Here is a 19,954-nt window from a genome sequence, read left to right as displayed (position 1 = left end):
GGTTCTCCAGGTCCGTCATCGTGCCAGACAGTTATAGACCAACGGGCACCGCGAACGCTGCCACAGGGATAGCTATCCTGCGACGGGCCCGATTTTCACGGGCGCCTTGCGAACTGGCAACCAGACACAGACAAGCACAAAAAAGCCCCGCTGTTTCCAGCGGGGCTTTTTATTCACGTCGGAGCTATTGAAGCTTGCGCGTTTGAGGATCAGGCGTTTTCCAGCGCCTCGATTTTTTTCATTTCCTCATCACGCAGTTCACGGCGCAGAATCTTGCCGACATTGGTCTTCGGAAGCTCTTCGCGGAACTCCACTTGCTTCGGCACCTTGTAAGCGGTCATGTTGTCACGGCAGTGCGCGATCACCTCTTCTTCGGTCAGGGATTCGTCGGCTTTCACTACGAACAGCTTCACGATCTCGCCGCTCTTTTCGTCCGGTATACCGATGGCCGCAGCTTCGGTCACCTTGTCGTGGGCGCTCACCACGTCCTCGATCTCGTTCGGGTAGACGTTGAAACCGGACACAATGATCATGTCTTTCTTGCGGTCGACAATCTTGATATAACCGTCATCCTGAATCACCGCCATATCCCCGGTGCGAAACCAGCCGTCACTGTCAATGCTCTCGGCCGTGGCTTCTTCACGCTGCCAGTACCCCTTCATCACCTGCGGGCCGCGCACGCACAGCTCGCCGGGGGTGTTGTTCGGCAGGTCATTGCCGTTCTCGTCGGTGACCTTGACCTCAGTGGCCGGCACCGGCTTGCCCACAGTGCCCAACTGCACGGCGTCCGCCGGGTTGAAGGACACCACAGGCGAGGTCTCGGTCAGCCCGTAGCCCTCGGTCACCACACAGCCGGTCATCTCTTCCCAGCGCTTGGCGGTATCGCGAGTCAAAGCCATGCCGCCGGAAGCAGTGGTGTGCAACTTGCTGAAATCCAGCTCGGCGAAATCGGGGTTGCGCATCAGACCATTGAACAGGGTGTTCAGGCCAACGAAACCAGTGAAACGGAGCCCCTTGAGCGTCTTCACAAACGCCGGAATATCCCGCGGGTTCGGGATCAGGATCGAATGATTGCCGGTGGCAAACAGCGACATGCAGTGAATGGTAAAGGCATAGATATGGTAGAGCGGCAAGGGCGCGATATAGATCTCTTCGCCTTCCTTGATGGAATCCCCCAGGGCTTCACGCACCTGATCCATATTGGCAACCAGGTTGCGATTGGTCAGCATCGCCCCTTTGGCAACACCGGTGGTACCGCCGGTGTACTGCAATACGGCGACATCTTCCGGGGCGCGCTTCACTTCCTTATAGGGCTGCTTGGCACCCTGGCTCATGGCGTCGCGGAAGCTGACCTGGTTGCGGAAAGAAAACTCCGGCACCATCTTCTTCACGTACTTGGCGACGCTGTTGATCAGCGTGCGCTTCAGCGGGCTGTGCAGGTCGGCAATCTCACTGACAATCACCTTCCCCACGCTGGTTTCTTCAATCACCTGGGAGGCGGTATCGGCAATATTCGCCAGCACCACCAGCGCCTTTGCACCGGAATCGTTCAGCTGGTGCTTCAGTTCGCGACGGGTGTACAGCGGGTTGGTGTTCACCACAACCAGACCGGCGCGCATCGCCCCGAAAACCACCACCGGGTACTGCAGTACATTAGGCAGCTGCACCGCGATCCGGTCACCGGGCTTCAGATCAGTGTGATTTTGTAGGTAGGAGGCAAATTGCCCACTCAGCTTGTCGATATCGGAGATGGACAGCGTGTGCCCGAGACAAGTGAATGCTGGCCTGTCACCGAATTTGGCGCAGGCCTCTGAAAATACGTCGATGATGCTGCGGTCGAGGTCCAACTTTCTTCTCCCAATCCTGTTGTTGTTTTCTCTCAGTCCGTTTGTTTATAGCCGAATCCCGGCTATACGGATCCGTTAATTATTGTTGATACGTGCCCGGGCGTTTAACTGATTATGGATTACCCGAGGCATTTGAAGCCTGTGTACCGCCTTTGCGGCAAGGTTTGGCCCGTCAGGCCGCCGGAAACAGGTCTGCCAGCGCTGCGGCCAGATCCCGGTCCCCGGTATAGCGCAGATCCCCGAGCAGAAACGCATGCCGTGCGCTCAGGGTACCGCTCAATATGGCATCAAGGGTGCGCTCGGACATTTCCAGAACCAGACGAGGATCCTCTGCCTGCCCAAATCGCGAAATCACCATTTCGTCTTGCCCGGAAGGCGGCAATATCACGTAGAAATCGCTGGCATCCGGCAGCCGGAACTGTACCCGAGTGAGTGGGTGCAAACAAGAGAGCCTAAGCAGGCGCTCTATGATGGGGGCCGGCAACTGCATACTGCGGTCCTACTACCATGGCGAGGGCTGAGGGGCACCACCCTGGAAAGCGCGGGGCCCGGCATAAAAAAACCGCCGGCACTGCCGGCGGTTCTCGGTAGAGCTCAGGCTCAGAAGGCAAAGTGCTCTGCGTCCAGCTCCATCAGGTTCTCCGCACCGCTCTTCATGGCTGCAGCGTGAGTCGCTGTGCGCGGCAGAATACGGTCGAAGTAGAAGCGTGCGGTGGCCAGCTTGGCGCGGTAGAACTCCACGTCGCCCTCGCCCGCCGCCAGTTTCTCATTGGCAACCTTGGCAGCACGAGCCCACAGGAAGCCCAGGGTGACGTAGCCGGAATACATCAGGTAGTCGACAGAGGCCGCACCCACTTCATCCGGATTTTCCATCGCCTTGGCGCCAACATGCATGGTGACGTCGCCCCACTCTTTGTTGAGCTCCTGAAGCTTGGTCACGAACGGCGCCAGCGCCTCTGTGTCGATCTCCGCCTGACAGAACTTGTGCACCTGCTTGGTGAATTTACGCAGCAGTTCACCCTGGCTCATCAATACTTTGCGGCCCAGCAGGTCCAGTGCCTGAATACCGGTGGTGCCTTCGTAAATGGTGGCAATACGGGCGTCACGTACATTCTGCTCCATACCCCACTCGGCGATGTAACCGTGTCCACCGAAACACTGCAGACCCAGGTTGGCAGACTCAAAACCGGTCTCAGTGAGGAATGCCTTGGCAATCGGGGTCAGGAACGCCAGCAGGTCCTCGGCCTCCTTCTTTTCCTCATCGGAGCCCTTGTGGGTGCGGTCCACCTGCTGTGCACACAGCATGACCAGCATACGGCCGCCCTCGGCGAACGCTTTCTGGCTCAGCAGCATACGGCGCACATCCGGGTGCACGATGATCGGGTCGGCACTGCCTTCCGGATTCTTGGGGCCGGACAGGGAACGCATCTGCAGACGATCCTTGGCGTAAGCCAGGGACTTCTGGAAACCCGCTTCCGCGTGCGCCAGACCCTGCAGGGCAGTACCCAGGCGCGCGGTGTTCATAAAGGTGAACATGCAGTTCAGGCCCTTGTTGGGCGGGCCGATCAGGTAGCCCTTGGCACCATCAAAGTTCAGCACCGCGGTGGCGTTGCCGTGAATGCCCATCTTGTGCTCGAGAGAGCCACAGACCACACCGTTGCGCTCACCGACGGAGCCGTCCTCGTTCGGCAGGAACTTGGGCACGATAAACAGGGAGATACCCTTGGTGCCGGCCGGGGCGTCCGGCAGGCGCGCCAGAACGATATGGACGATGTTTTCCGCCATATCGTGCTCACCGGCGGAGATAAAGATCTTGGTGCCGGTCAGGGAATAGGAACCGTCCGCGTTGGGCTCGGCCTTGGTGCGCAGAATGCCCAGATCGGTACCACAGTGCGGCTCGGTCAGACACATGGTGCCGGTCCAGGTACCCTCTACCAGCTTGGTCAGGTAGGTGGCCTTCTGCTCGTCAGTGCCGTGTTCCTCCAGGGTGTTCATGGCACCGTGGGACAGGCCCGGGTACATGCCCCAGGACCAGTTGGCAGTGCCCACCATCTCGCTCATGATGGTGCCGAGGGACGGCGGCAGGCCCTGGCCACCGTGCTGCGGGTCGTGGGCGAGAGACGGCCAGCCCGCCTCGACGAATTGCTGGTAAGCCGCTTTGAAGCCTTCCGGCGTGGTCACTTCGCCATCTTTCCAGGTACAGCCCTGCTGGTCGCCAACGGCATTGAGCGGCGCCAGGACGTTTTCACAGAACTTGGCGCCCTCTTCCAGAATGGCGTCCACCAGGTCCGGAGAGGCTTCGTCGTATCCCAGGGAGGCGTAATGCTGGTCCCAGTCCAACAGCTCGCGCATGGCAAAACGCATGTCGCGCAGTGGAATCTTGATATCGGTCATCCTGCTACCCTCAGTTCGCTGTTTCTTACCAACCCGGCCAAAACCGCCCGGTCAGTTTCGTGACTAGTATCTAGGTTTTGTTCATCATAGTAGGAACGGCCAAATTCGCTCTATGGCGAAATCCGTCCAAAGCGATGACAAATGAGGGCGTGTGGGCGGGGTTGAACAACCCCTGATCAATAGCGGTTTAGTGGGCGCCAATTCTGTAGACAGCGCCGCCAACCAAGACGTTCAGCCCGCCTTGCGACTGCGGTACTCCCCGGGGGTGATCCCGGTCCATTTCTTGAACGCACGAAAAAAGGCACTGGCTTCATCAAAGCCGAGCATTTCCGCGATCTGGGCATTGGAGAGGTCCGGACAGCTCAGGTAGTGAAAGGCCGCTTCCATCCGGCACTCGTCCTTCAATTTCTGGTACGAAGTACCCTCCTGCTGCAGGCGACGGCGCAGGGTCGTGACCGACATGTTGAGCCGCTCTGCCACCACCTCCGCCGCCGGCATGGACTCGCTCACATCGCGATTGAGGATCGTCTTGACCTTGGTCTTGATGCTGTTGGCGCTGCCGTCACTGATCACCAGGTGATAGGGCGCCGTGCGAATAAAGTCCTCGACCGTCTGCGGGTTCTGTACCACCGGATAATCCAGGTAGCGGCTGTCATACTCGAGCGCATTACAGGGCTGCTCGAACAACAGCTCACCGGCTTCGCTCTGGGCGAGGGTCTGGAACTCTTCCGGGCAGGGAAAGGAAAAGTGCAGGCGCGCGAGGGGGATTTCCCGACCGACCAGCCAGCAGTAAAAGCGATGCCAGACTGCCAGTGTGGTGCGGATCACCCCCGGGCTGGTCTCGGCAATCAGGCGCTCGTACTCACCGTCCTGCAGGGAACTGATGCCTCGAATCGCCACCCGCTCCCGCCCTTCGCCCGCGGGCTCCAGTGCCGGTTTCACCTTGAAGCCGCGGCAGATTTCCATGAATTCCGCACTGAGGGTTATCGCCTGGCGAACCGTCGCACAGTTGACCACCGTCAGGCAGAGCAGGCGGAAAGAGCCGGACCGTACCCGGCCGCCACTGAGCATGCCGAACCACTCGTCCTGCACCTGCCACATCACACGCTGGTAAAGCCGCCCGTACTTCAGGGCGGAAAAGGCTGCCGTACCCACCAGCTCATCTTCGCTGATGTCCACCGCCGCGAGTAACTCCTCCCGCCGACAGCCGTGTCGTGCCGCCTCGTCGAGCAGACGCTCGAGATAGGCGATTGGAATGCGAATATCCTTATCCGGCTCGGTCATTTACTTCTTGCGTCCGCGCAGCCAATTCAGGAGTGCACCAAAGCCAAATGCCGCGGCAATAATGACCGCGAGAAACACCAGCAAGAGCACGAGATAGGAGAGCACATCGCTCACTGGCAGATCCCAACTCCAGATCGCCGCGGCTACAAAAGCAACACAGGCGAGCACGCTGGTCACAAACGAACGTCGGATTTTCTTTCCCATGGCCTCGCCTCAAACTGGATTAACTATGAACATTTGGTCGCAAATTGGTCGCGACACTAGGCTTGAGGTATCGAGGAAGATACCCGTGCGGCGCGGCATCGTGATGCATCGGACAATCACTGTCAACGCCGAAGGAGGTCACCATGGCCAAGCGGCTCCTGTACCGAAGCGAAGACCGGGTCGCCCTGCGTCGGCTCTTTCGTGTCCTTGAGGTGCTCGCTGCTGTCATCGGCACTATTATCGTCGGCCTGCTGTTGCTGACCTGAGGGCGGTACACAGTCCAGGTCCCCGCCACACCTGCCCTAACCATCATCCCCGACCAGTCCGCCCGATGCCAGACGGGCGGGGTCCAACAAGCTTTTAAGCTGCTCATCATCAAGATCTGTCATTTCCCTGGCCACCTCATACACGGGCCTGCCACTGCGATAAGCCTCCTTGGCAATCTCAGCCGCCCTGGCGTAACCAATCACCGGATTCAGGGATGTCACCAGGATCGGATTCCGGGCCAGCGCCTGCTCGATATTGTCTTTGTTGACGGTAAAGCTGGTGATCGCTTTGTCAGCCAGCAATCCGGCGCTGTTGGTCAGTAACTGGATGCTTTCAAGAAGGGTGTGGGCAATCACCGGCAGCATCACATTGAGCTGGAAATTGCCGCTCTGCCCCGCAACGCCAATCGTGGTGTCGTTACCCATCACCCGCGCCGAAACCATGGCCACGGCTTCGGCAATCACCGGGTTAACCTTGCCCGGCATGATACTGCTGCCCGGTTGCAACGCCTGCAGTTCGATCTCTCCGAGTCCGGCCAGGGGCCCACTATTCATCCAGCGCAGGTCATTGGCGATTTTCATCAATGTGACCGCTAGAACCCTCAACTGACCGGAGAGCTCTACCGCCGTGTCCTGACTCGCGATAGCCGCAAAATGATTACTGGCCGGGGTGAACTGATGTGTACTGTTGGCACTGAGTTTCTGTGCGAACAGCTCGGCAAAATTGCTGTGAGCATTGAGCCCCGTACCAATCGCAGTCCCCCCCTGGGCGAGTTGTGCGAGCCGGGGCAGCGCACTGCGGAGACGCTCCCGACACAGCTCCACCTGCGCAGCCCATGCCTCTATTTCCTGTGACAGAGTGAGAGGCAATGCATCCATCAGATGCGTGCGCCCGGTCTTGACCACGCCATCGACCGATTTTGCCTTCTCATGCAGCGCGCCCTGCAAGTGACGCAGGGCGGGCAATAGCGCATCACGCACTGCCAGCAGTGCCGAGACGTGAATTGCAGTGGGAATCACGTCGTTACTGCTCTGCCCCATGTTTACGTGGTCATTGGGACTGATTTCCAGGCCACTTTCGTGCCGGGCAATATGGGCCAGCACTTCGTTGACATTCATATTGGTGCTGGTGCCGGAACCGGTCTGGTAGATATCGACCGGAAATTGTCGCAGGTAATCCTCTTCCGAGAGGCTCCCGCAGGCATCGACGATGGCTGCCGCCATCTCCTCTGACAGCAACCCGAGCTCGCGGTTGGCCTGTGCGGCGGATTTCTTGATCAACACCACTGCGCGAATAAACTCCACCGGCAGACCCTGCCCGCTGACCGGGAAATTGTCCACCGCCCGCTGAGTCTGCGCGCCATAGAGGGCCGACTCGGGCACATGGATTTCGCCCAAGCTGTCCTTTTCTGTTCGAAATTTTTCGCTCATATCTCCAGTGAACCGTATTGATAGAAGAAATAAAAGAGCTGAAAACAAAAGCCAATCACGAAATAGCCTGCGTGGTACACGCGGCTTTCGCTGGCGATTGCAATCAGGCTACCGGCAATAAAGAACAGATTACGGCATACGTACCAGCTTCCCAAAGCGATCAGGTACTGGCCACCCTTGAGTAACGTATCGCCGAAATCAATTACAAAAACCAGTGCCAGTACTGCAAAGAACCACTGCCGCCGCAGGTAAAACAGTTCATAGTAGTTTTTCGGGTCCGAATTCTTCTCAGGGAAAAGAAAGGCACAGAGCAGGTAAAGCAACAGGGCATAGCTGATCAGGTACAGATAGGTGCCCAGGCCAATCTCACCAGTCTTCGTAAACCGGAACTCCCACCACCAGAACTGCAGCAGGTAGAGAAGAACAAAACCGACCCAGCCCAGATGGAGCCAGTAGACCCTGTCATCTCTCGGCTCCTCAACGATACGCGCCAGGTTGCGCAGCAGATGCGTCAAGCTGAGGCCCACCACGATCCCGAGGATCACCCGGATATGGGTATAGAGCGCGACGTAAGTGTCGGCGCTGGCGTCTAAAGCGGAGGCTGAGTCCAAGCGATTCTGCTCCTCAAGCTACCGGAAGAGGGAGAGGACGGCTGGCAGCCGGAGATAGCTAAAGCATAGCAGGTGGAAAAAAGCGCCAATCGGGTGCTGGCGGTACCCGTCTCGGAAGCTCTCGACAAGGCTCAGCGGGATGAACTGGGCAGTAAAATGAGAAATTGATGGGGGTTAGATACTTACCCGTCCTTCCTGGGTCCATTCACAGCGGACCTGCATGTCCCCACTGCCCGGCTCATGATAGAGGCCCGGCGCCTCCCAGGTAAAAGAATGGATACCGGAGAGCTCTGTCTCCAGGTGCACCGTGGCCGACACCCAGTACATTTTGTGTAGCAGCTCCTCGAACTTCTCGATCCAGTGGCGCCACTCGTACTCAACCGCACGGTAGGAAGCACCAAAATGAATCACATCAGTCTGGTACTGGGACTGCTTCACTTTAATCGTGGGAATGGAAAACATATCGCGGCACAGAAAGGGCCACTCATCGGCACCGGGCAGTGAAAGCACGGCCTCACGGTTGACGCGCCGGCGGTCGGCACCGCCAGCGAGGCTGTTACTGTCTTTGATACAGCCGTAGACAATGGATTCCTGATCGCCCACCTGTTCCTTCCTCAGCACCGCACGGCCGGACAAAAAGTGCCCAGCCAAAATTCTCAGGATCATCCACTTTAACGGCGACGCGCCAATAAAGCCACAACCGGTTTCGCACGGTGTAAAAAACACCGGCCGAAGCCGCCGCAATTGGCAGCCCCTGCCGCTCGGCAGCGATCAGATTTCGATACCGTGATCGCGCAGCTGTTCCAGGAATTGCTCCTCATCGATCACCGGGATCTCCAGGTCCCGCGCCTTGTTCAGCTTTGAACCGGCTCCGGGTCCCGCGACAACCGCATCCGTCTTTGCGGAAACACTGCCCGCCACTTTGGCCCCGAGTCGCTGTAGATATTCCTTGCCCTCACTGCGCGACAGGGTCTCCAGCTTGCCGGTCAGCACCCAGGTCTGGCCGGCCAGTGGCTGCGACTCCCCCCCGGTCTCTTCCGGCTCCCAGTGGACGCCGGCCTGGCACAGCGCCTCGATTTCCTCCTGGGCGTGGGTCTGCTGGAAAAACTCGGCCACGAAGTGTGCCACCACCGGACCCACATCTTCTACTTCCTGCAGAGCCTCTTCACTGGCCTGCATCAGCGGCTCCAGGTCACCGAAGTGACGCGCCAGATTACGGGCCGTGGCCTCCCCTACCTCACGTATGCCCAGCGCATAGAGAAATTTTGGCAGGGTAGTGTCCTTGCTGCGCTGCAGCGCATCCAGCAGGTTCTGCGCGGACTTCTCCCCCATCCGCTCGAGCCCGGCCACCTCTTCCCTGGTCAGATGGTAGAGCCCGGAAACCGAGTGCAGCAGCCCCTCATCCACCAGTTGGTCCACCAGTTTGTCTCCGAGCCCATCGATATCCATGGCCTTGCGGGAGGCGAAGTGCTTGATGGCCTGTTTGCGCTGAGCGCTACAGATCAGGCCTCCGGAGCAGCGCGCGACCGCCTCACCCGGTGTTGACTCGACCGGAGAACCACAGACGGGACAGTGATCCGGAAAGACAATCTCGCGGGCATTTTGCGGCCGCTTGCTTTCCACCACCGAAACCACCTGGGGAATCACGTCGCCCGCCCTGCGGACCACGACGCTATCGCCGATCTTGACCCCAAGGCGGTTGATTTCGTCACGGTTGTGTAGCGTTGCATTGGAGACGGTGACGCCACCGACAAACACTGGCTTCAGTCGCGCAACCGGCGTCACCGCACCAGTGCGCCCCACCTGGAACTCCACATCCAGCAGTTCCGTCATCTCTTCCTGGGCGGGGAACTTATAGGCCATTGCCCAGCGCGGCGCACGAGCGACGAAGCCGAGTCGCCGCTGCAGCGGAATACTGTTTACCTTGAACACGATACCGTCGATATCGTAGGGCAGGCCTTCACGCTTTTCGCCTAACCGCTGGTGATACTCGATGCACGCATCGATATCATTTGCGACCAGCATTTCCTTATTGATCCGAAAGCCCCAGCGATTCAACTGCTCGAGAATTGCAGTGTGTTGTTCCGGCAGCTCCGCCCCCTCTACCTGCCCCACACCGTAAGCACAAAGCTCCAGGGGGCGCCGGGCGGTAACGCGGGAGTCCAGCTGACGCAGACTGCCGGCCGCAGCATTGCGTGGATTGACGAATATCTTCTCGCCAGCCTCACGGGCCTTTTCATTCAATTCGGCGAAGCCCGCCTTGGGCATGTAGATCTCGCCACGCACTTCCAGCACCGCCGGCACATTCTGCTCACGCAGTCGCAAGGGCACAGACCCAATCGTGCGCACATTCTGGGTGATATCCTCACCCGTGGTACCGTCGCCCCGCGTTGCAGCCCGCTCCAGCACGCCATCGCGGTACAGCAGGCTGATGGCGATCCCGTCGAGTTTGGGCTCGCAAGCGTATTCAACCGCATCCGGGTTGTTGAGCCGGTCTCGCACTCGCCGGTCGAACTCCCGCAGCTCATCGTCATCGAAGGCATTGTCCAGCGAGAGCATGGGAATCTGGTGACGTACCTCGGCAAACTCCGTCAATGGCGCCGCACCGACACGCTGGGTAGGTGAGTCCGCAGAGACAAGCTCCGGGTACTCCGCCTCAAGATCCTGTAACTCGCGCATCCGGCGGTCATACTCCGCATCCGGAAGCTCCGGTGCATCGAGAACGTAATACTGGTAGTTGGCCCGCTGCAGGATTTCATGCAGTTCCTGCGCGCGCTGACGTTTCTCTACGGGGACTTTATTACTGGTCATCGTGTCTCAGCGAAAAGGATATTCTCGGGCGGGGGATGCCCGCCCTGCGAGGATGCGGGGCCGATCGTAACAGCGTGCAATCAGCGCTTCAGGCAAGCGCCCGGGCGAGGGCCTTGCGACGGCGGAACTCCACCACGCGCTGGCGGTAATGCTCGGCAGTCTGGGCAGTAAAGACACTGCGATTTTCATCCTTGAGTTCGCCACCGAGCTGGGTGGCGATTTCGCGGGATACCGACAGCATCAACTCAAAGGCCTGGATTGCCTCCATTTCCACTGGCAGGGCCAGGAACAGGCTGATACCCGGGGTCGTAAACTCTTCCATCTGGCCCAGATCGAATACGCCCGGGACCACCATATTGGCGAGACTGAAAACCACCGGGCCATCGTCGCCGCCATTTTCGTGGTAATGGAAAATATTCATTTCACCGAAGCGCAAGCCGGAAGAAAGCAGCACCCGGAGCAGGTCATTGCCCTCGAAGTAATCTCCCTCGGGGGCCATGATGTTGATGATCAGCACTTCTTCCACGTGACTGCGCTCGCGACGGGTGGTTTTCGGTTTGGCTCGCGGCTTGGCCGGGGCACGCCGTTCCGGTGAAGCCGGCGCTTCGACAGCCGCCGGCTCGGGCTCGCGGCGGGTGTGGAGCACTTCTTCCGGCTCCTCCGATAAAGGCGCCTCCCCGGCTGTAATCTCTGCATTCGCCTCCGGCTCTGCGGCCAGCGGCTTTTCCTCCAGGGCGCCCAGGCTGGCGGACTCGTCCAGCTGTGGCTCCCGGCGGCTGTCTTCGACAGGCACCGAGTCCATCAGGGTCGGCACCTGGTCATCCAGGTTGAGAGACCCCTGTTCCGGCGCCTCCCGTTGCGGGCGGCTGCCTGCGAGAGGCTTGCGGGAGGACTGGAAGCTCTCCTGCACCTGGCGATTCACATTGAACGCCTCTTCCAGGGCGCGACGCTGAACCACTCGTACACTGCCGGGCAGCTCCGCCGCAATCTGTCGACGCTTCGCCTCTTCTTCCGGGTCGATGAAATCATCCTCGTCCACCTCGACTTTTCGCGCCGCAGGCAGGACATCCCGCGGTGAAGACACCACATCCGGGGCTGGAGACAAAATGTCAGGGGTTGAAGACTCCTTAACTTCATCGCGGTAAGTATCGCGGCGCATGGCCCGGGACAGATTCTCGGATTCCCGCAGCGACGCCCGGTGGCGCAAAAAGGCCCTGCGCACGCCGTCCAGCACAGCCAGCAGCAGAATCAGAGCCAGAATAGTGATCAGCCAGTTGCCCATGATCGCGCCTCTCCCTTACGCGTCCTCAAGCCGAAGCCAGCTCGGCGGCCTCTTCCACATTCACAGATACCAGTCGGGATACGCCCGGCTCATGCATGGTGACACCCAACAGCTGATCCGCCATCTCCATGGCGATCTTGTTGTGAGTGATGTAAATAAACTGAACGTGCTGGGACATCTCCTGCACCATGCGGGCATAGCGGCCCACGTTGGCATCATCCAGTGGTGCATCCACTTCGTCCAGCATACAGAACGGCGCCGGATTCAGGCGGAAAATGGAAAATACCAGTGCAATCGCTGTCAGCGCCTTTTCACCACCGGACAGCAGGTGGATGGTGCTGTTCCGTTTGCCGGGCGGGCGCGCCATGATGGCGATACCGGTATCCAGCAGGTCCTCGCCGGTCAGCTCCAGGTAGGCGTGACCACCCCCGAAGACCTTCGGGAACAGCTCCTGCAGGCCGGTATTCACCTGATCGAAAGTCTCCTTGAAGCGGGTGCGGGTCTCGCGGTCGATGCGCTTGATCGCATTCTCCAGGGTTTCCAGCGCGTCGATCAGGTCGTCGTACTGGCGGTCCAGGTAGTGCTTGCGTTCGGACTCCTGCTTGTACTCGTCGATAGCAGCCAGGTTGATGGCACCCAGGCGAGAGATACGGGCCGCCACCAGCTCCAGGCTTTCCTGCACCTGGGCGATTGTCAGGTCCTCGGGCAGCTCCTCGAGCACACGAACCACGTCGTGGTCACTCTCCTGCAGCTGTTCCACCAGGCCATTGCGCTGCACCTCGAGTGTCTGGGCGGACAGTCGCTCCTGCTCCAGCTGGGCGCGAACCCCCTGTAGCGCAGACTCCACCTTGTGGCGCTCCTGCTCCTGCTCGCGCAGGCCGCTCTCCACTTCTTCCAGTTTCTTGCGCGCGTCGGCCAGTTCTGTCTCGACATCGAGGCGGCTGGCCAGTTTTTCCTCCAGCTCGGCCTGGTAATCCTGGGAGGGATCCTGGGCCTCGGCCATCTGCTCCTGCAGCAGCTCGCGGCGGCTGCGCAGACGCTCGACCTGCTCGCGCATCACCTGCAGGGTGCGCTCCAGGGAAATTTTCTGGGTACGGACTGACTGTTCGCGCATCGCCAGTTCATGGGCGCGATCCTTGTCCTCGCGGGCGCGCTGACGGGCCGCGTCCAGTGCCTCGCGCAACTCGTCGCGGCGAGCCAGCAGGGTCTCGCGGCGATCCGTATCCTCACTCATGGCCTCGACCGCTTCCTGCAGCATCAGGCGCGCTTCAGACAGGGATTCCGCTTCCAGTTCGAGCTGCTCCCGCACCTCCGAGAGTTCCTGCTCGACGCGGGAGCGGCGCTCACTCATCTGCTCGGCGCGGGCGCGTCGGGCAGACAGCTGGCTGCGCAGTTCTGTCTCGCGACGGCTGAACTGCTCCACTTCATTGCGCGCCTGCTCGATGGCCTCATCCAGCTCCGCCAGCTTGCCGCGAACTTCTTCACGCTCGGCAGCGAGCTTCTCGATCTGCTCTTCACAGCCGGCGATGGACTGCTCCAGCTCCTCGAGCTCCTGTTTGCGGGCCAGTACCCCGGACTCCGCATCGCTGGCACGGCTGACCCGCAACCAGTTGGGGCCGAGCCACAGCCCGTCGCGGGTCACGATGGATTCGTGGGCCTTCAGCTGGCTGCGCACAGACAGCGCCGCATTCAGGTCGTCCGCGGTGTAGATGCCGGAGAGCAGGCCTGCCAGGGATTCCGGTCCATCAACCACCTCTGCCAGCTTCGGCAAGGCACCGGTTTCTGACCGGTTGACGGCGGCATTGTCGATAAATACCGCCTGACCGCTTTCGAGGTCGGCGAGACTTTGCGAGAGGCTCTCGAGCTGGTCGACACAGATGGCCTGCAGCTGGGCACCGAGTACGGTTTCCACCGCCTTTTCCCAGCCCGCGCGGGCACTGATCTGGTCCGCCAGGCGTGGCTTGTCCGCCATCGCCTGCTCCTGCAGCCAGTTCTCAACGGCTTTGCCCTGCCCCAGCGCTGCCTGCTGCAGCGCCTCAAGGGACGCTTGGCGACCGCGGGAGGTCTGCAGCTGCAGCCGCAACTGGTCCAGCTCGCCACCCAGCTCACGGTCGCGAGAGCGCAGCTCACCCAGCTTGTCATTCTTCTCGGCAACGGACTCGCGGCACTCCAGCGCCTGCAGTTCCAGCTCCGCGAGCTGCTCGCTGAGCTGCTCGGACTCACTGTCGTCGCCACTGTCCTGCAGGCCGGACTGTTCCGCCTGCAGCTTGTTAATGCGCTCCTGGAGGCGCTGGCGCGAGGTCTCAAGGTGCTGGATCCGGGACTGCTGCACCTCCGCCTTCTGGCGGGAACCGGACGCGCCCTGGTTGAACTGGTCCCACTCGTTCTGCCACTCGCGCATCTGCTCTTCGGCAGCCAGCAGGCTCTCGGCGGACTCCTCCTCCGCGGCCTGGACCATCTCCAGGTCCGGCAGGATCACCTCAAGCTCTGCATCGAACTGCTCGGCCTTCTCACGATCCGATTCCAGGCCCGTCTCGGCCTCGCGGAACTCCTGCTCTGTCTGCTGCAGGTCAGACTGCAGGCGGCTGTTGCGTTCGCGGGCATGGGCGATGCTCTGCTCGATGCGGGCGATATCTGCACCGACCGCATAGAAGCGACCCTGCACTTCATTGAAGCTGTCAGACAGCTCGTGGTAGCCCACGCGCTTCTGCTCGATGTCGGTATCGCAGCTCACCTGGCGGGTCACCAGTTCTTCCACGGTCAGCTCCAGCTCACCGATCTGCTGCTCTTTAGACTTGGCCTGTTCGTTGAGGTCGCGGTACTTGAGGGCCTGCAAATGCGCCTTGTGGGAACGCTCTTCTTCTTTGAACCGACTGTACTTCTCTGCCGCGGCCGCCTGACGTTCCAGGCGCGCCAGCTGCCGATCGAGCTCGTCGCGGATATCTGTCAGGCGCTCCAGGTTTTCCTTGGTGCGGCGCATGCGGTTTTCAGTGTCGCGGCGGCGCTCCTTGTACTTGGAGATACCGGCGGCCTCTTCGATATAAACACGCAGCTCTTCGGGCTTGGCTTCGATCAGCTTGGAGATCATGCCCTGCTCGATAATGGCGTAACTGCGGGGACCGAGACCGGTACCCAGGAACAGGTCGGTCACGTCACGCCGACGGCACTTCTCGCCGTTGAGAAAATAGTTGTTCTGGCCATCGCGGGTCACACGCCGCTTGACGGAAATCTCAGAGAAGCTCGCGTAGGAACCGGTCAGCTTGCCTTCGGAGTTGTCAAACACCAGCTCGATGGATGCCTGACCGACGGGTTTGCGGCCGCTGGAGCCATTGAAGATTACGTCGGTCATTGAGTCGCCGCGCAGGTTCTTTGCCGAGGACTCACCCATCACCCAGCGCACAGCATCGATGGTATTCGACTTGCCACAGCCGTTCGGGCCCACGACGGCACTCAGGTTCGAAGGGAAATAGACGGTAGTCGGGTCAACGAAGGATTTGAAACCCGCAAGCTTGATGCACTTCAGACGCATGTATTCTGTAACTCGGTATTTGTTTTATGCCGGCGAGCTGTGGCCACACCAAAGGCTGATTGTACATGGGGGCGCCGGCGGTTTCAGCGCTAATTTACCGCCGCCCGAACGTCAGAGCTCGCGATCGATACGAATGGCCTGAGGCTCTCCCCAGCGCGCCTCTGGCAGCGACTCGATCATACCCTGCCAGTCGCCGGGCGCCGGTCGCGCATCCCCGTGCACCGCCAGGCGAGCCACCAGCTGCACGGACTCCACCGTGCCCAGCGAGCGACCGGGCATCATGGCCCGGGACTCGTCCAGCACCACCTCTGCCGGCAACTGCCCCGCCTGCAGACGCACGATAGCCAGAGGCATCGGGCTGTCTGCACCGCGGGCGTATACGAACACCGGCGTGTCCGGCGCAGCCGCTACTCCCTCGGCAAGGCTGACGTTCACCGTGATCGCCGCGCCGTTCGGAGCTTCCCCGATGGCGCTGGCAGCGGCGACCTCTGTATCACCTTCCTCTCCAGCCTGCGCCAGGGCGCGCTCCGCACGGGCGACTCCGGCCGCGAGGGCTTGGGCCGCCATGGAATCCGGACTCAGCTGCGCCAGCGCGCGCTGCCAGTGCACACGGGCGGCAGCGTAGTCACGGTCTTCGAATGCGGCAATCCCTGCCAGGCCCAGCGCCGTGCCATTGCGCGGCTGTAACGCCAGGGACTCATCCACCAAGCGCCGCACCTCGTCGGTGACCTTCGACCCCGCAGCAAAAAACAGGGCCTGCGCCAACTCAGCCTTCACGTCCCCGGCCTGCGGCTCCCGCTCCGCCACATAGCGGTAGGCGGCAACCGCGCCGGGCAGATCCCCCGCCGCCATCAGGCGCTGGGCCAGCACAAAGCGGCTGGTCAGGTCATCCGGATTGGCGCTGGTCCAGGCTTTCAGCTGTTCGGTCAATTCCCGCTCCCGGGCAGGATCCGCCGCCCCCTGCTGGCTGGCCAGCAGACTGCGGTGCAGCTGCAGGCCCTGGTAGTGACCGGATTGCAGGTACAGCAAGGCAGCCGCCAGCGGCAGTATGACCGCAAGGCCGATCAACAGTGCGCGGCCACTGCGTCCACCGACACCTTTATCCACGCCGGCCTCCGCAGACAACAGATTGCGGGCCATCTCCGCTTCGAGCTCCGCGAACTGGTCGCTGTCAATGGCACCAGCCTCAAGTGAGGCCTGCAGCTCTGCCCGCTGCTCCCGGTAGAGCGTTGCCAGCGCCTGGCGCTTGTTGCCGGCCCGGGCGACACCCGCCCCGCGAAGCGCGGGCCACAAAATCACAAATGCCAGTGGCAACGCCAACAGGGCCAGTCCGAGCCAGAGTTCAGTCATCTCGATCTTTTCCACTTACGTTAATCTCTTCCGCATCCGCGCCAAGCAGCTGCTGCAGGCGCCGGCGCTCATCATCGGTCAGCCCCGGGTCCGCATTCTCCTGGGCCGCTCCCCGGCCACTGCGGGAGCGCACGACAATCACCACCAGCGCCAGCAGGCCCAGGGCGGCAAAGACGCCCGGCGCCAACCACAGGGCGACGGTGTTGCGCTGCAACGGGGGGCGATAGAGCACGAAATCACCGTAGCGGGCCACCATGTACTCCGTGATCTCCGCATCGCTGAAGCCCTCCTCCAGCAGGCGACGGATCTCCCGCCGCAAATCGTTGGCTACCGGGGAGTCCGAGCCGGCCAGGTTCTGGTTCTGGCACTTGGGGCAGCGCATCTCCTCGATCAACACCTTGTAGCGGGCCTCGAGTTCCGGCGTGGACAGGGGTTCCGCGTCCACGGCGGCAGCCGCAGGCAGGGACAGGCACAGCGCACAGAGCGCAGCGAAGAACAGGGCTGACCAGCGGATCGGTCTCAAGGGAGCCTCCCTCACAGGGTTGCGGTGGAAATTTGCGCGATTATAGCAGTGCGGCCGCGACCGTCCCATGCCTGCGTGCAAACCCGGGATCCGCGCAAGCCATTGAAAGACAAAAATTTTTTCACCCAAAGCGTTGACGCGCCGAAAAATATCATTACTATACGCAGCTCCTGACGCGGGGTGGTTAGCTCAGTTGGGAGAGCGACGGCCTTACAAGCCGTAGGTCACAGGTTCGACCCCTGTACCACCCACCACTTCCCCCTACCTGCCTGGCGGGTCAAAACAGGGGAAGCAAGGAATGCGGACCGGTAGTTCAGTTGGTTAGAATGCCGGCCTGTCACGCCGGAGGTCGCGGGTTCGAGTCCCGTCCGGTCCGCCATATACAAAAAAGGCCCACACGAAAGTGTGGGCCTTTTTTGTATATGTTGGATCGGCGTACGAGAACCCCCGTTCGACAAAATTGCCAGGAGCAATTTTGGACGCCGAAGGCGCCCGAAGGGTGGGCGCCAAGGATGGCGCCCATCAGTCCCGTCGCGCAGCCGGCACAGCACCCATCAATCCCGTCCCGAACCCACTGCTACACCAGACTCGCTCACAAGAAAGTGTGGGCCTTTTTTGTATCTGTTGGATCGGCGTACGAGAACCCCCGTTCGACAAAATTGCCAGGAGTAATTTTGGACGCCGCAGCGAAGCGAAGGCGCCCGAAGGGCTCGGGCCATGGATGGCCCGAGTCAGTCCCGTCGCGCAGCCGGCACAGCACCCATCAGTCCCGTCCCGAAGTCCCGTCCCGACCCCACTGCTACACCAGACTCGCTCACACGAAAGTGTGGGCCTTTTTGTATCTGTTGGATCGGCGTACAAGAACCCCGTTCGACAAACTTGCCAGGAGCAATTTTGGACGCCGAAGGCGCCCGAAGGGCTCGGGGCATGGATGGCCCGAGTCAGTCCCGTCGCGCAGCCGGCACAGCACCCATCAGTCCCGTCCCGACCCCACTGCTTCACCAGACTCGCTCACACGAAAGTGTGGGCCTTTCTTGCATCTGTTGGATCGGCGCACGACAAAACTGCCTTGAACAGCTTTGGACACCAGAGCAGTGCGTCGGCGCCCGCAGGGTAAGGGCCAGGACGACCCGAGTCGGGCCACTGGTTCGACAAAATGGCCTGAAGCAATTCTGGGCGCGTCAGCATAGCGAAGCCGCCCATCTCTATCAGTCCCGCAGATGCCCCTCAGACCGCACAAAAGCAAGTCCGGGGGAAAAGACGCTACCCCTCCCCCGCACCAAACACCTGCCCGATCAGCAAACTTCCCCGCGCAACCGGATCTTTGCGAATCAGGGCCTCCTCCTCGCCAATGCGGTTGAAGAGTGCCGCCATACTCTGGTCGATCACGTAACGCTCCAGGTCCATATCAGGCTTACCGGCAACTGGCAGCTTGCTATAGGCGGCCAGCAAACTCTCATATTGCTCGTAAAAACCGGTGCGACGAAGACTCTGCTGCACAACCGGTTGGTAGCGCACACGCAGCGCGCCCTCTGTCTCGCTGCGGAAATAGTCTGTCGCTGCGGTGTCATTACCGCGAATAATCCCCAGTGCATCGTTGACGCTCATCCCGCGAATAGCCTGCTTGAATACCGGAGCGGCCTCCGCTGCAGCCTGCTCTGCCCCTCGATTCATCGCATCCTGCACCTCATCCACGTAGCTTCCCAGCCCGAATTGACGCAAGCCGTCAGCCACAGGGCGGGCAGCGGATGGAAGCGGCAAATCAAATGCACCCACCTGCGACAAGCCCGCACTAGCACGGTCTGTGCTGGTATACAGTGTCTCCTTGATACCGCGGGCAAGTTTGGAGTCAGTATCGTAGCCAGCATTTCTGGCCACCTGATTACCCACGTCGATCCACGGAGACACCGCTTCCATGCTCTGGCAGCCGGCCAACGCCAGCAACCCCACCAGTGCTAGCGACACCCATCGTTGCCTCATACTGATTCTCCTTGAGCGCAAATCACACGATACTACCTCAGCCGGCCCGGATCGTAAGTGACAGGTTTCCTGCTTCCTATCGCAACAGGTTCATGAAGATCAGCCGGATGCATTATTTGTTGCTGACCCTGCCAGTACGCCACATGTAGGACCCGTTAGGACCCGTACCCACAAATTTTTCCCGGGCCATTGACTCGGGAAATTTTGCCAGTAATATACGCAGCCCTTCACAGGGTGGTTAGCTCAGTTGGGAGAGCGACGGCCTTACAAGCCGTAGGTCACAGGTTCGACCCCTGTACCACCCACCACTCCCCTACCTGCCCGGCAGGTTAGCTGGAAGTGAGGAAGAATGCGGACCGGTAGTTCAGTTGGTTAGAATGCCGGCCTGTCACGCCGGAGGTCGCGGGTTCGAGTCCCGTCCGGTCCGCCATATACAAAAAAG

Annotated in this window: 15 protein-coding genes and 4 tRNA genes; 5 read left to right on the top strand and 14 right to left on the bottom strand. The window is 60.6% G+C overall.

What is annotated here, in order from left to right; genetic code table 11:
• Positions 1-209: 209 nt before the first annotated feature.
• The 5 genes from AWR36_RS14375 to AWR36_RS14355 all read right to left on the bottom strand — a co-directional run bounded on the left by AWR36_RS14375 (position 210) and on the right by AWR36_RS14355 (position 5,729).
• Positions 210-1,847: an AMP-binding protein gene (locus tag AWR36_RS14375; RefSeq protein WP_067086447.1), complete on the bottom strand. Its 1,638-nt coding sequence runs from the start codon at positions 1,845-1,847 to the stop codon at positions 210-212.
• A gap of 172 nt (positions 1,848-2,019) precedes the next feature.
• The gene (locus AWR36_RS14370; RefSeq protein ID WP_176491150.1) at positions 2,020-2,289 is read right to left on the bottom strand and encodes an SCP2 sterol-binding domain-containing protein; all 270 of its coding nucleotides are present in this window, start codon (positions 2,287-2,289) and stop codon (positions 2,020-2,022) included.
• Positions 2,290-2,447: 158 nt separating this feature from the next.
• A complete protein-coding gene (locus AWR36_RS14365) occupies positions 2,448-4,241 on the bottom strand; it encodes an acyl-CoA dehydrogenase C-terminal domain-containing protein (RefSeq protein ID WP_067086441.1) in 1,794 nt (597 codons plus the stop codon).
• Between the two features lie 231 nt (positions 4,242-4,472).
• On the bottom strand, positions 4,473-5,525 hold the full coding sequence (locus AWR36_RS14360; protein WP_067086437.1) for an AraC family transcriptional regulator: 1,053 nt from the start codon (positions 5,523-5,525) through the stop codon (positions 4,473-4,475).
• A complete protein-coding gene (locus AWR36_RS14355; RefSeq protein WP_067086433.1) occupies positions 5,526-5,729 on the bottom strand; it encodes a hypothetical protein in 204 nt (67 codons plus the stop codon).
• Between the two features lie 143 nt (positions 5,730-5,872).
• Here AWR36_RS14355 and AWR36_RS16445 point away from each other — a divergent pair, with 143 nt between their 5' ends.
• Positions 5,873-5,995: a hypothetical protein gene (locus AWR36_RS16445; RefSeq protein WP_255353986.1), complete on the top strand. Its 123-nt coding sequence runs from the start codon at positions 5,873-5,875 to the stop codon at positions 5,993-5,995.
• A gap of 36 nt (positions 5,996-6,031) precedes the next feature.
• On the opposite strand, the gene AWR36_RS14350 is transcribed toward AWR36_RS16445, so the two are convergent.
• The 8 genes from AWR36_RS14350 to AWR36_RS14315 all read right to left on the bottom strand — a co-directional run bounded on the left by AWR36_RS14350 (position 6,032) and on the right by AWR36_RS14315 (position 17,532).
• The gene (locus tag AWR36_RS14350) at positions 6,032-7,426 is read right to left on the bottom strand and encodes a class II fumarate hydratase (protein WP_067086430.1); all 1,395 of its coding nucleotides are present in this window, start codon (positions 7,424-7,426) and stop codon (positions 6,032-6,034) included.
• A complete protein-coding gene (locus AWR36_RS14345; RefSeq protein WP_067086426.1) occupies positions 7,423-8,037 on the bottom strand; it encodes a hypothetical protein in 615 nt (204 codons plus the stop codon). The genes AWR36_RS14350 and AWR36_RS14345 overlap by 4 nt, the downstream gene beginning before the upstream one ends.
• A gap of 174 nt (positions 8,038-8,211) precedes the next feature.
• Positions 8,212-8,640 carry a hypothetical protein gene (locus AWR36_RS14340; RefSeq protein WP_067086754.1) on the bottom strand — a complete coding sequence of 143 codons (429 nt, stop codon included), beginning with the start codon at positions 8,638-8,640 and terminating at the stop codon, positions 8,212-8,214.
• A gap of 168 nt (positions 8,641-8,808) precedes the next feature.
• Entirely contained in the window at positions 8,809-10,848 is a 2,040-nt protein-coding gene (ligA, locus tag AWR36_RS14335; protein WP_067086422.1) for an NAD-dependent DNA ligase LigA, read from the bottom strand.
• 88 nt (positions 10,849-10,936) lie between these two features.
• Positions 10,937-12,130 carry a cell division protein ZipA gene (gene zipA / locus AWR36_RS14330; protein WP_067086419.1) on the bottom strand — a complete coding sequence of 398 codons (1,194 nt, stop codon included), beginning with the start codon at positions 12,128-12,130 and terminating at the stop codon, positions 10,937-10,939.
• 25 nt (positions 12,131-12,155) lie between these two features.
• Positions 12,156-15,659, bottom strand: coding sequence for a chromosome segregation protein SMC (smc, locus tag AWR36_RS14325; protein WP_067086416.1), 3,504 nt, complete (start codon positions 15,657-15,659; stop codon positions 12,156-12,158).
• A gap of 111 nt (positions 15,660-15,770) precedes the next feature.
• Positions 15,771-17,009, bottom strand: coding sequence for a c-type cytochrome biogenesis protein CcmI (gene ccmI / locus AWR36_RS14320; protein WP_067086750.1), 1,239 nt, complete (start codon positions 17,007-17,009; stop codon positions 15,771-15,773).
• Positions 17,002-17,532 carry a cytochrome c-type biogenesis protein gene (locus tag AWR36_RS14315; protein ID WP_231745353.1) on the bottom strand — a complete coding sequence of 177 codons (531 nt, stop codon included), beginning with the start codon at positions 17,530-17,532 and terminating at the stop codon, positions 17,002-17,004. The genes ccmI and AWR36_RS14315 overlap by 8 nt, the downstream gene beginning before the upstream one ends.
• A 178-nt stretch (positions 17,533-17,710) precedes the next feature.
• Here AWR36_RS14315 and AWR36_RS14310 point away from each other — a divergent pair.
• Together AWR36_RS14310 and AWR36_RS14305 are read left to right on the top strand one after the other, a co-directional pair.
• Positions 17,711-17,786: transfer RNA gene (locus AWR36_RS14310), tRNA-Val, on the top strand.
• Positions 17,787-17,834: 48 nt separating this feature from the next.
• Positions 17,835-17,911, top strand: a tRNA-Asp gene (locus tag AWR36_RS14305).
• 884 nt (positions 17,912-18,795) lie between these two features.
• Here AWR36_RS14305 and AWR36_RS14300 read toward each other — a convergent pair.
• The gene (locus tag AWR36_RS14300; protein WP_067086411.1) at positions 18,796-19,512 is read right to left on the bottom strand and encodes a DUF4197 domain-containing protein; all 717 of its coding nucleotides are present in this window, start codon (positions 19,510-19,512) and stop codon (positions 18,796-18,798) included.
• 232 nt (positions 19,513-19,744) lie between these two features.
• On the opposite strand from AWR36_RS14300, the gene AWR36_RS14295 reads away from it, so the two are divergent.
• Positions 19,745-19,820 (top strand) — tRNA-Val (locus AWR36_RS14295).
• A 45-nt stretch (positions 19,821-19,865) separates the two neighbouring features.
• Positions 19,866-19,942, top strand: a tRNA-Asp gene (locus AWR36_RS14290).
• The last annotated feature ends 12 nt before the right edge of the window (positions 19,943-19,954 follow it).

It is taken from the genome of Microbulbifer flavimaris (genome assembly GCF_001641755.2).
GTDB classification, from domain to species: Bacteria; Pseudomonadota; Gammaproteobacteria; order Pseudomonadales; family Cellvibrionaceae; genus Microbulbifer; species Microbulbifer flavimaris.
Note: the sequence above shows the minus strand (reverse complement) of the source record. Positions and strands in the feature narration are given on the sequence as shown.

Coding starts and splice junctions, on each gene's coding strand:
- AWR36_RS14360 (WP_067086437.1), bottom strand. CDS start 5,525: ATGACCGAGCCGGATAAGGATATTCGCATTCCAATCGCCTATCTCGAG.
- AWR36_RS14355 (WP_067086433.1), bottom strand. CDS start 5,729: ATGGGAAAGAAAATCCGACGTTCGTTTGTGACCAGCGTGCTCGCCTGT.
- AWR36_RS14350 (WP_067086430.1), bottom strand. CDS start 7,426: ATGAGCGAAAAATTTCGAACAGAAAAGGACAGCTTGGGCGAAATCCAT.
- AWR36_RS14300 (WP_067086411.1), bottom strand. CDS start 19,512: ATGAGGCAACGATGGGTGTCGCTAGCACTGGTGGGGTTGCTGGCGTTG.
- AWR36_RS16445 (WP_255353986.1), top strand. CDS start 5,873: ATGGCCAAGCGGCTCCTGTACCGAAGCGAAGACCGGGTCGCCCTGCGT.
- ccmI (WP_067086750.1), bottom strand. CDS start 17,009: ATGACTGAACTCTGGCTCGGACTGGCCCTGTTGGCGTTGCCACTGGCA.
- zipA (WP_067086419.1), bottom strand. CDS start 12,130: ATGGGCAACTGGCTGATCACTATTCTGGCTCTGATTCTGCTGCTGGCT.
- ligA (WP_067086422.1), bottom strand. CDS start 10,848: ATGACCAGTAATAAAGTCCCCGTAGAGAAACGTCAGCGCGCGCAGGAA.
- smc (WP_067086416.1), bottom strand. CDS start 15,659: ATGCGTCTGAAGTGCATCAAGCTTGCGGGTTTCAAATCCTTCGTTGAC.
- AWR36_RS14365 (WP_067086441.1), bottom strand. CDS start 4,241: ATGACCGATATCAAGATTCCACTGCGCGACATGCGTTTTGCCATGCGC.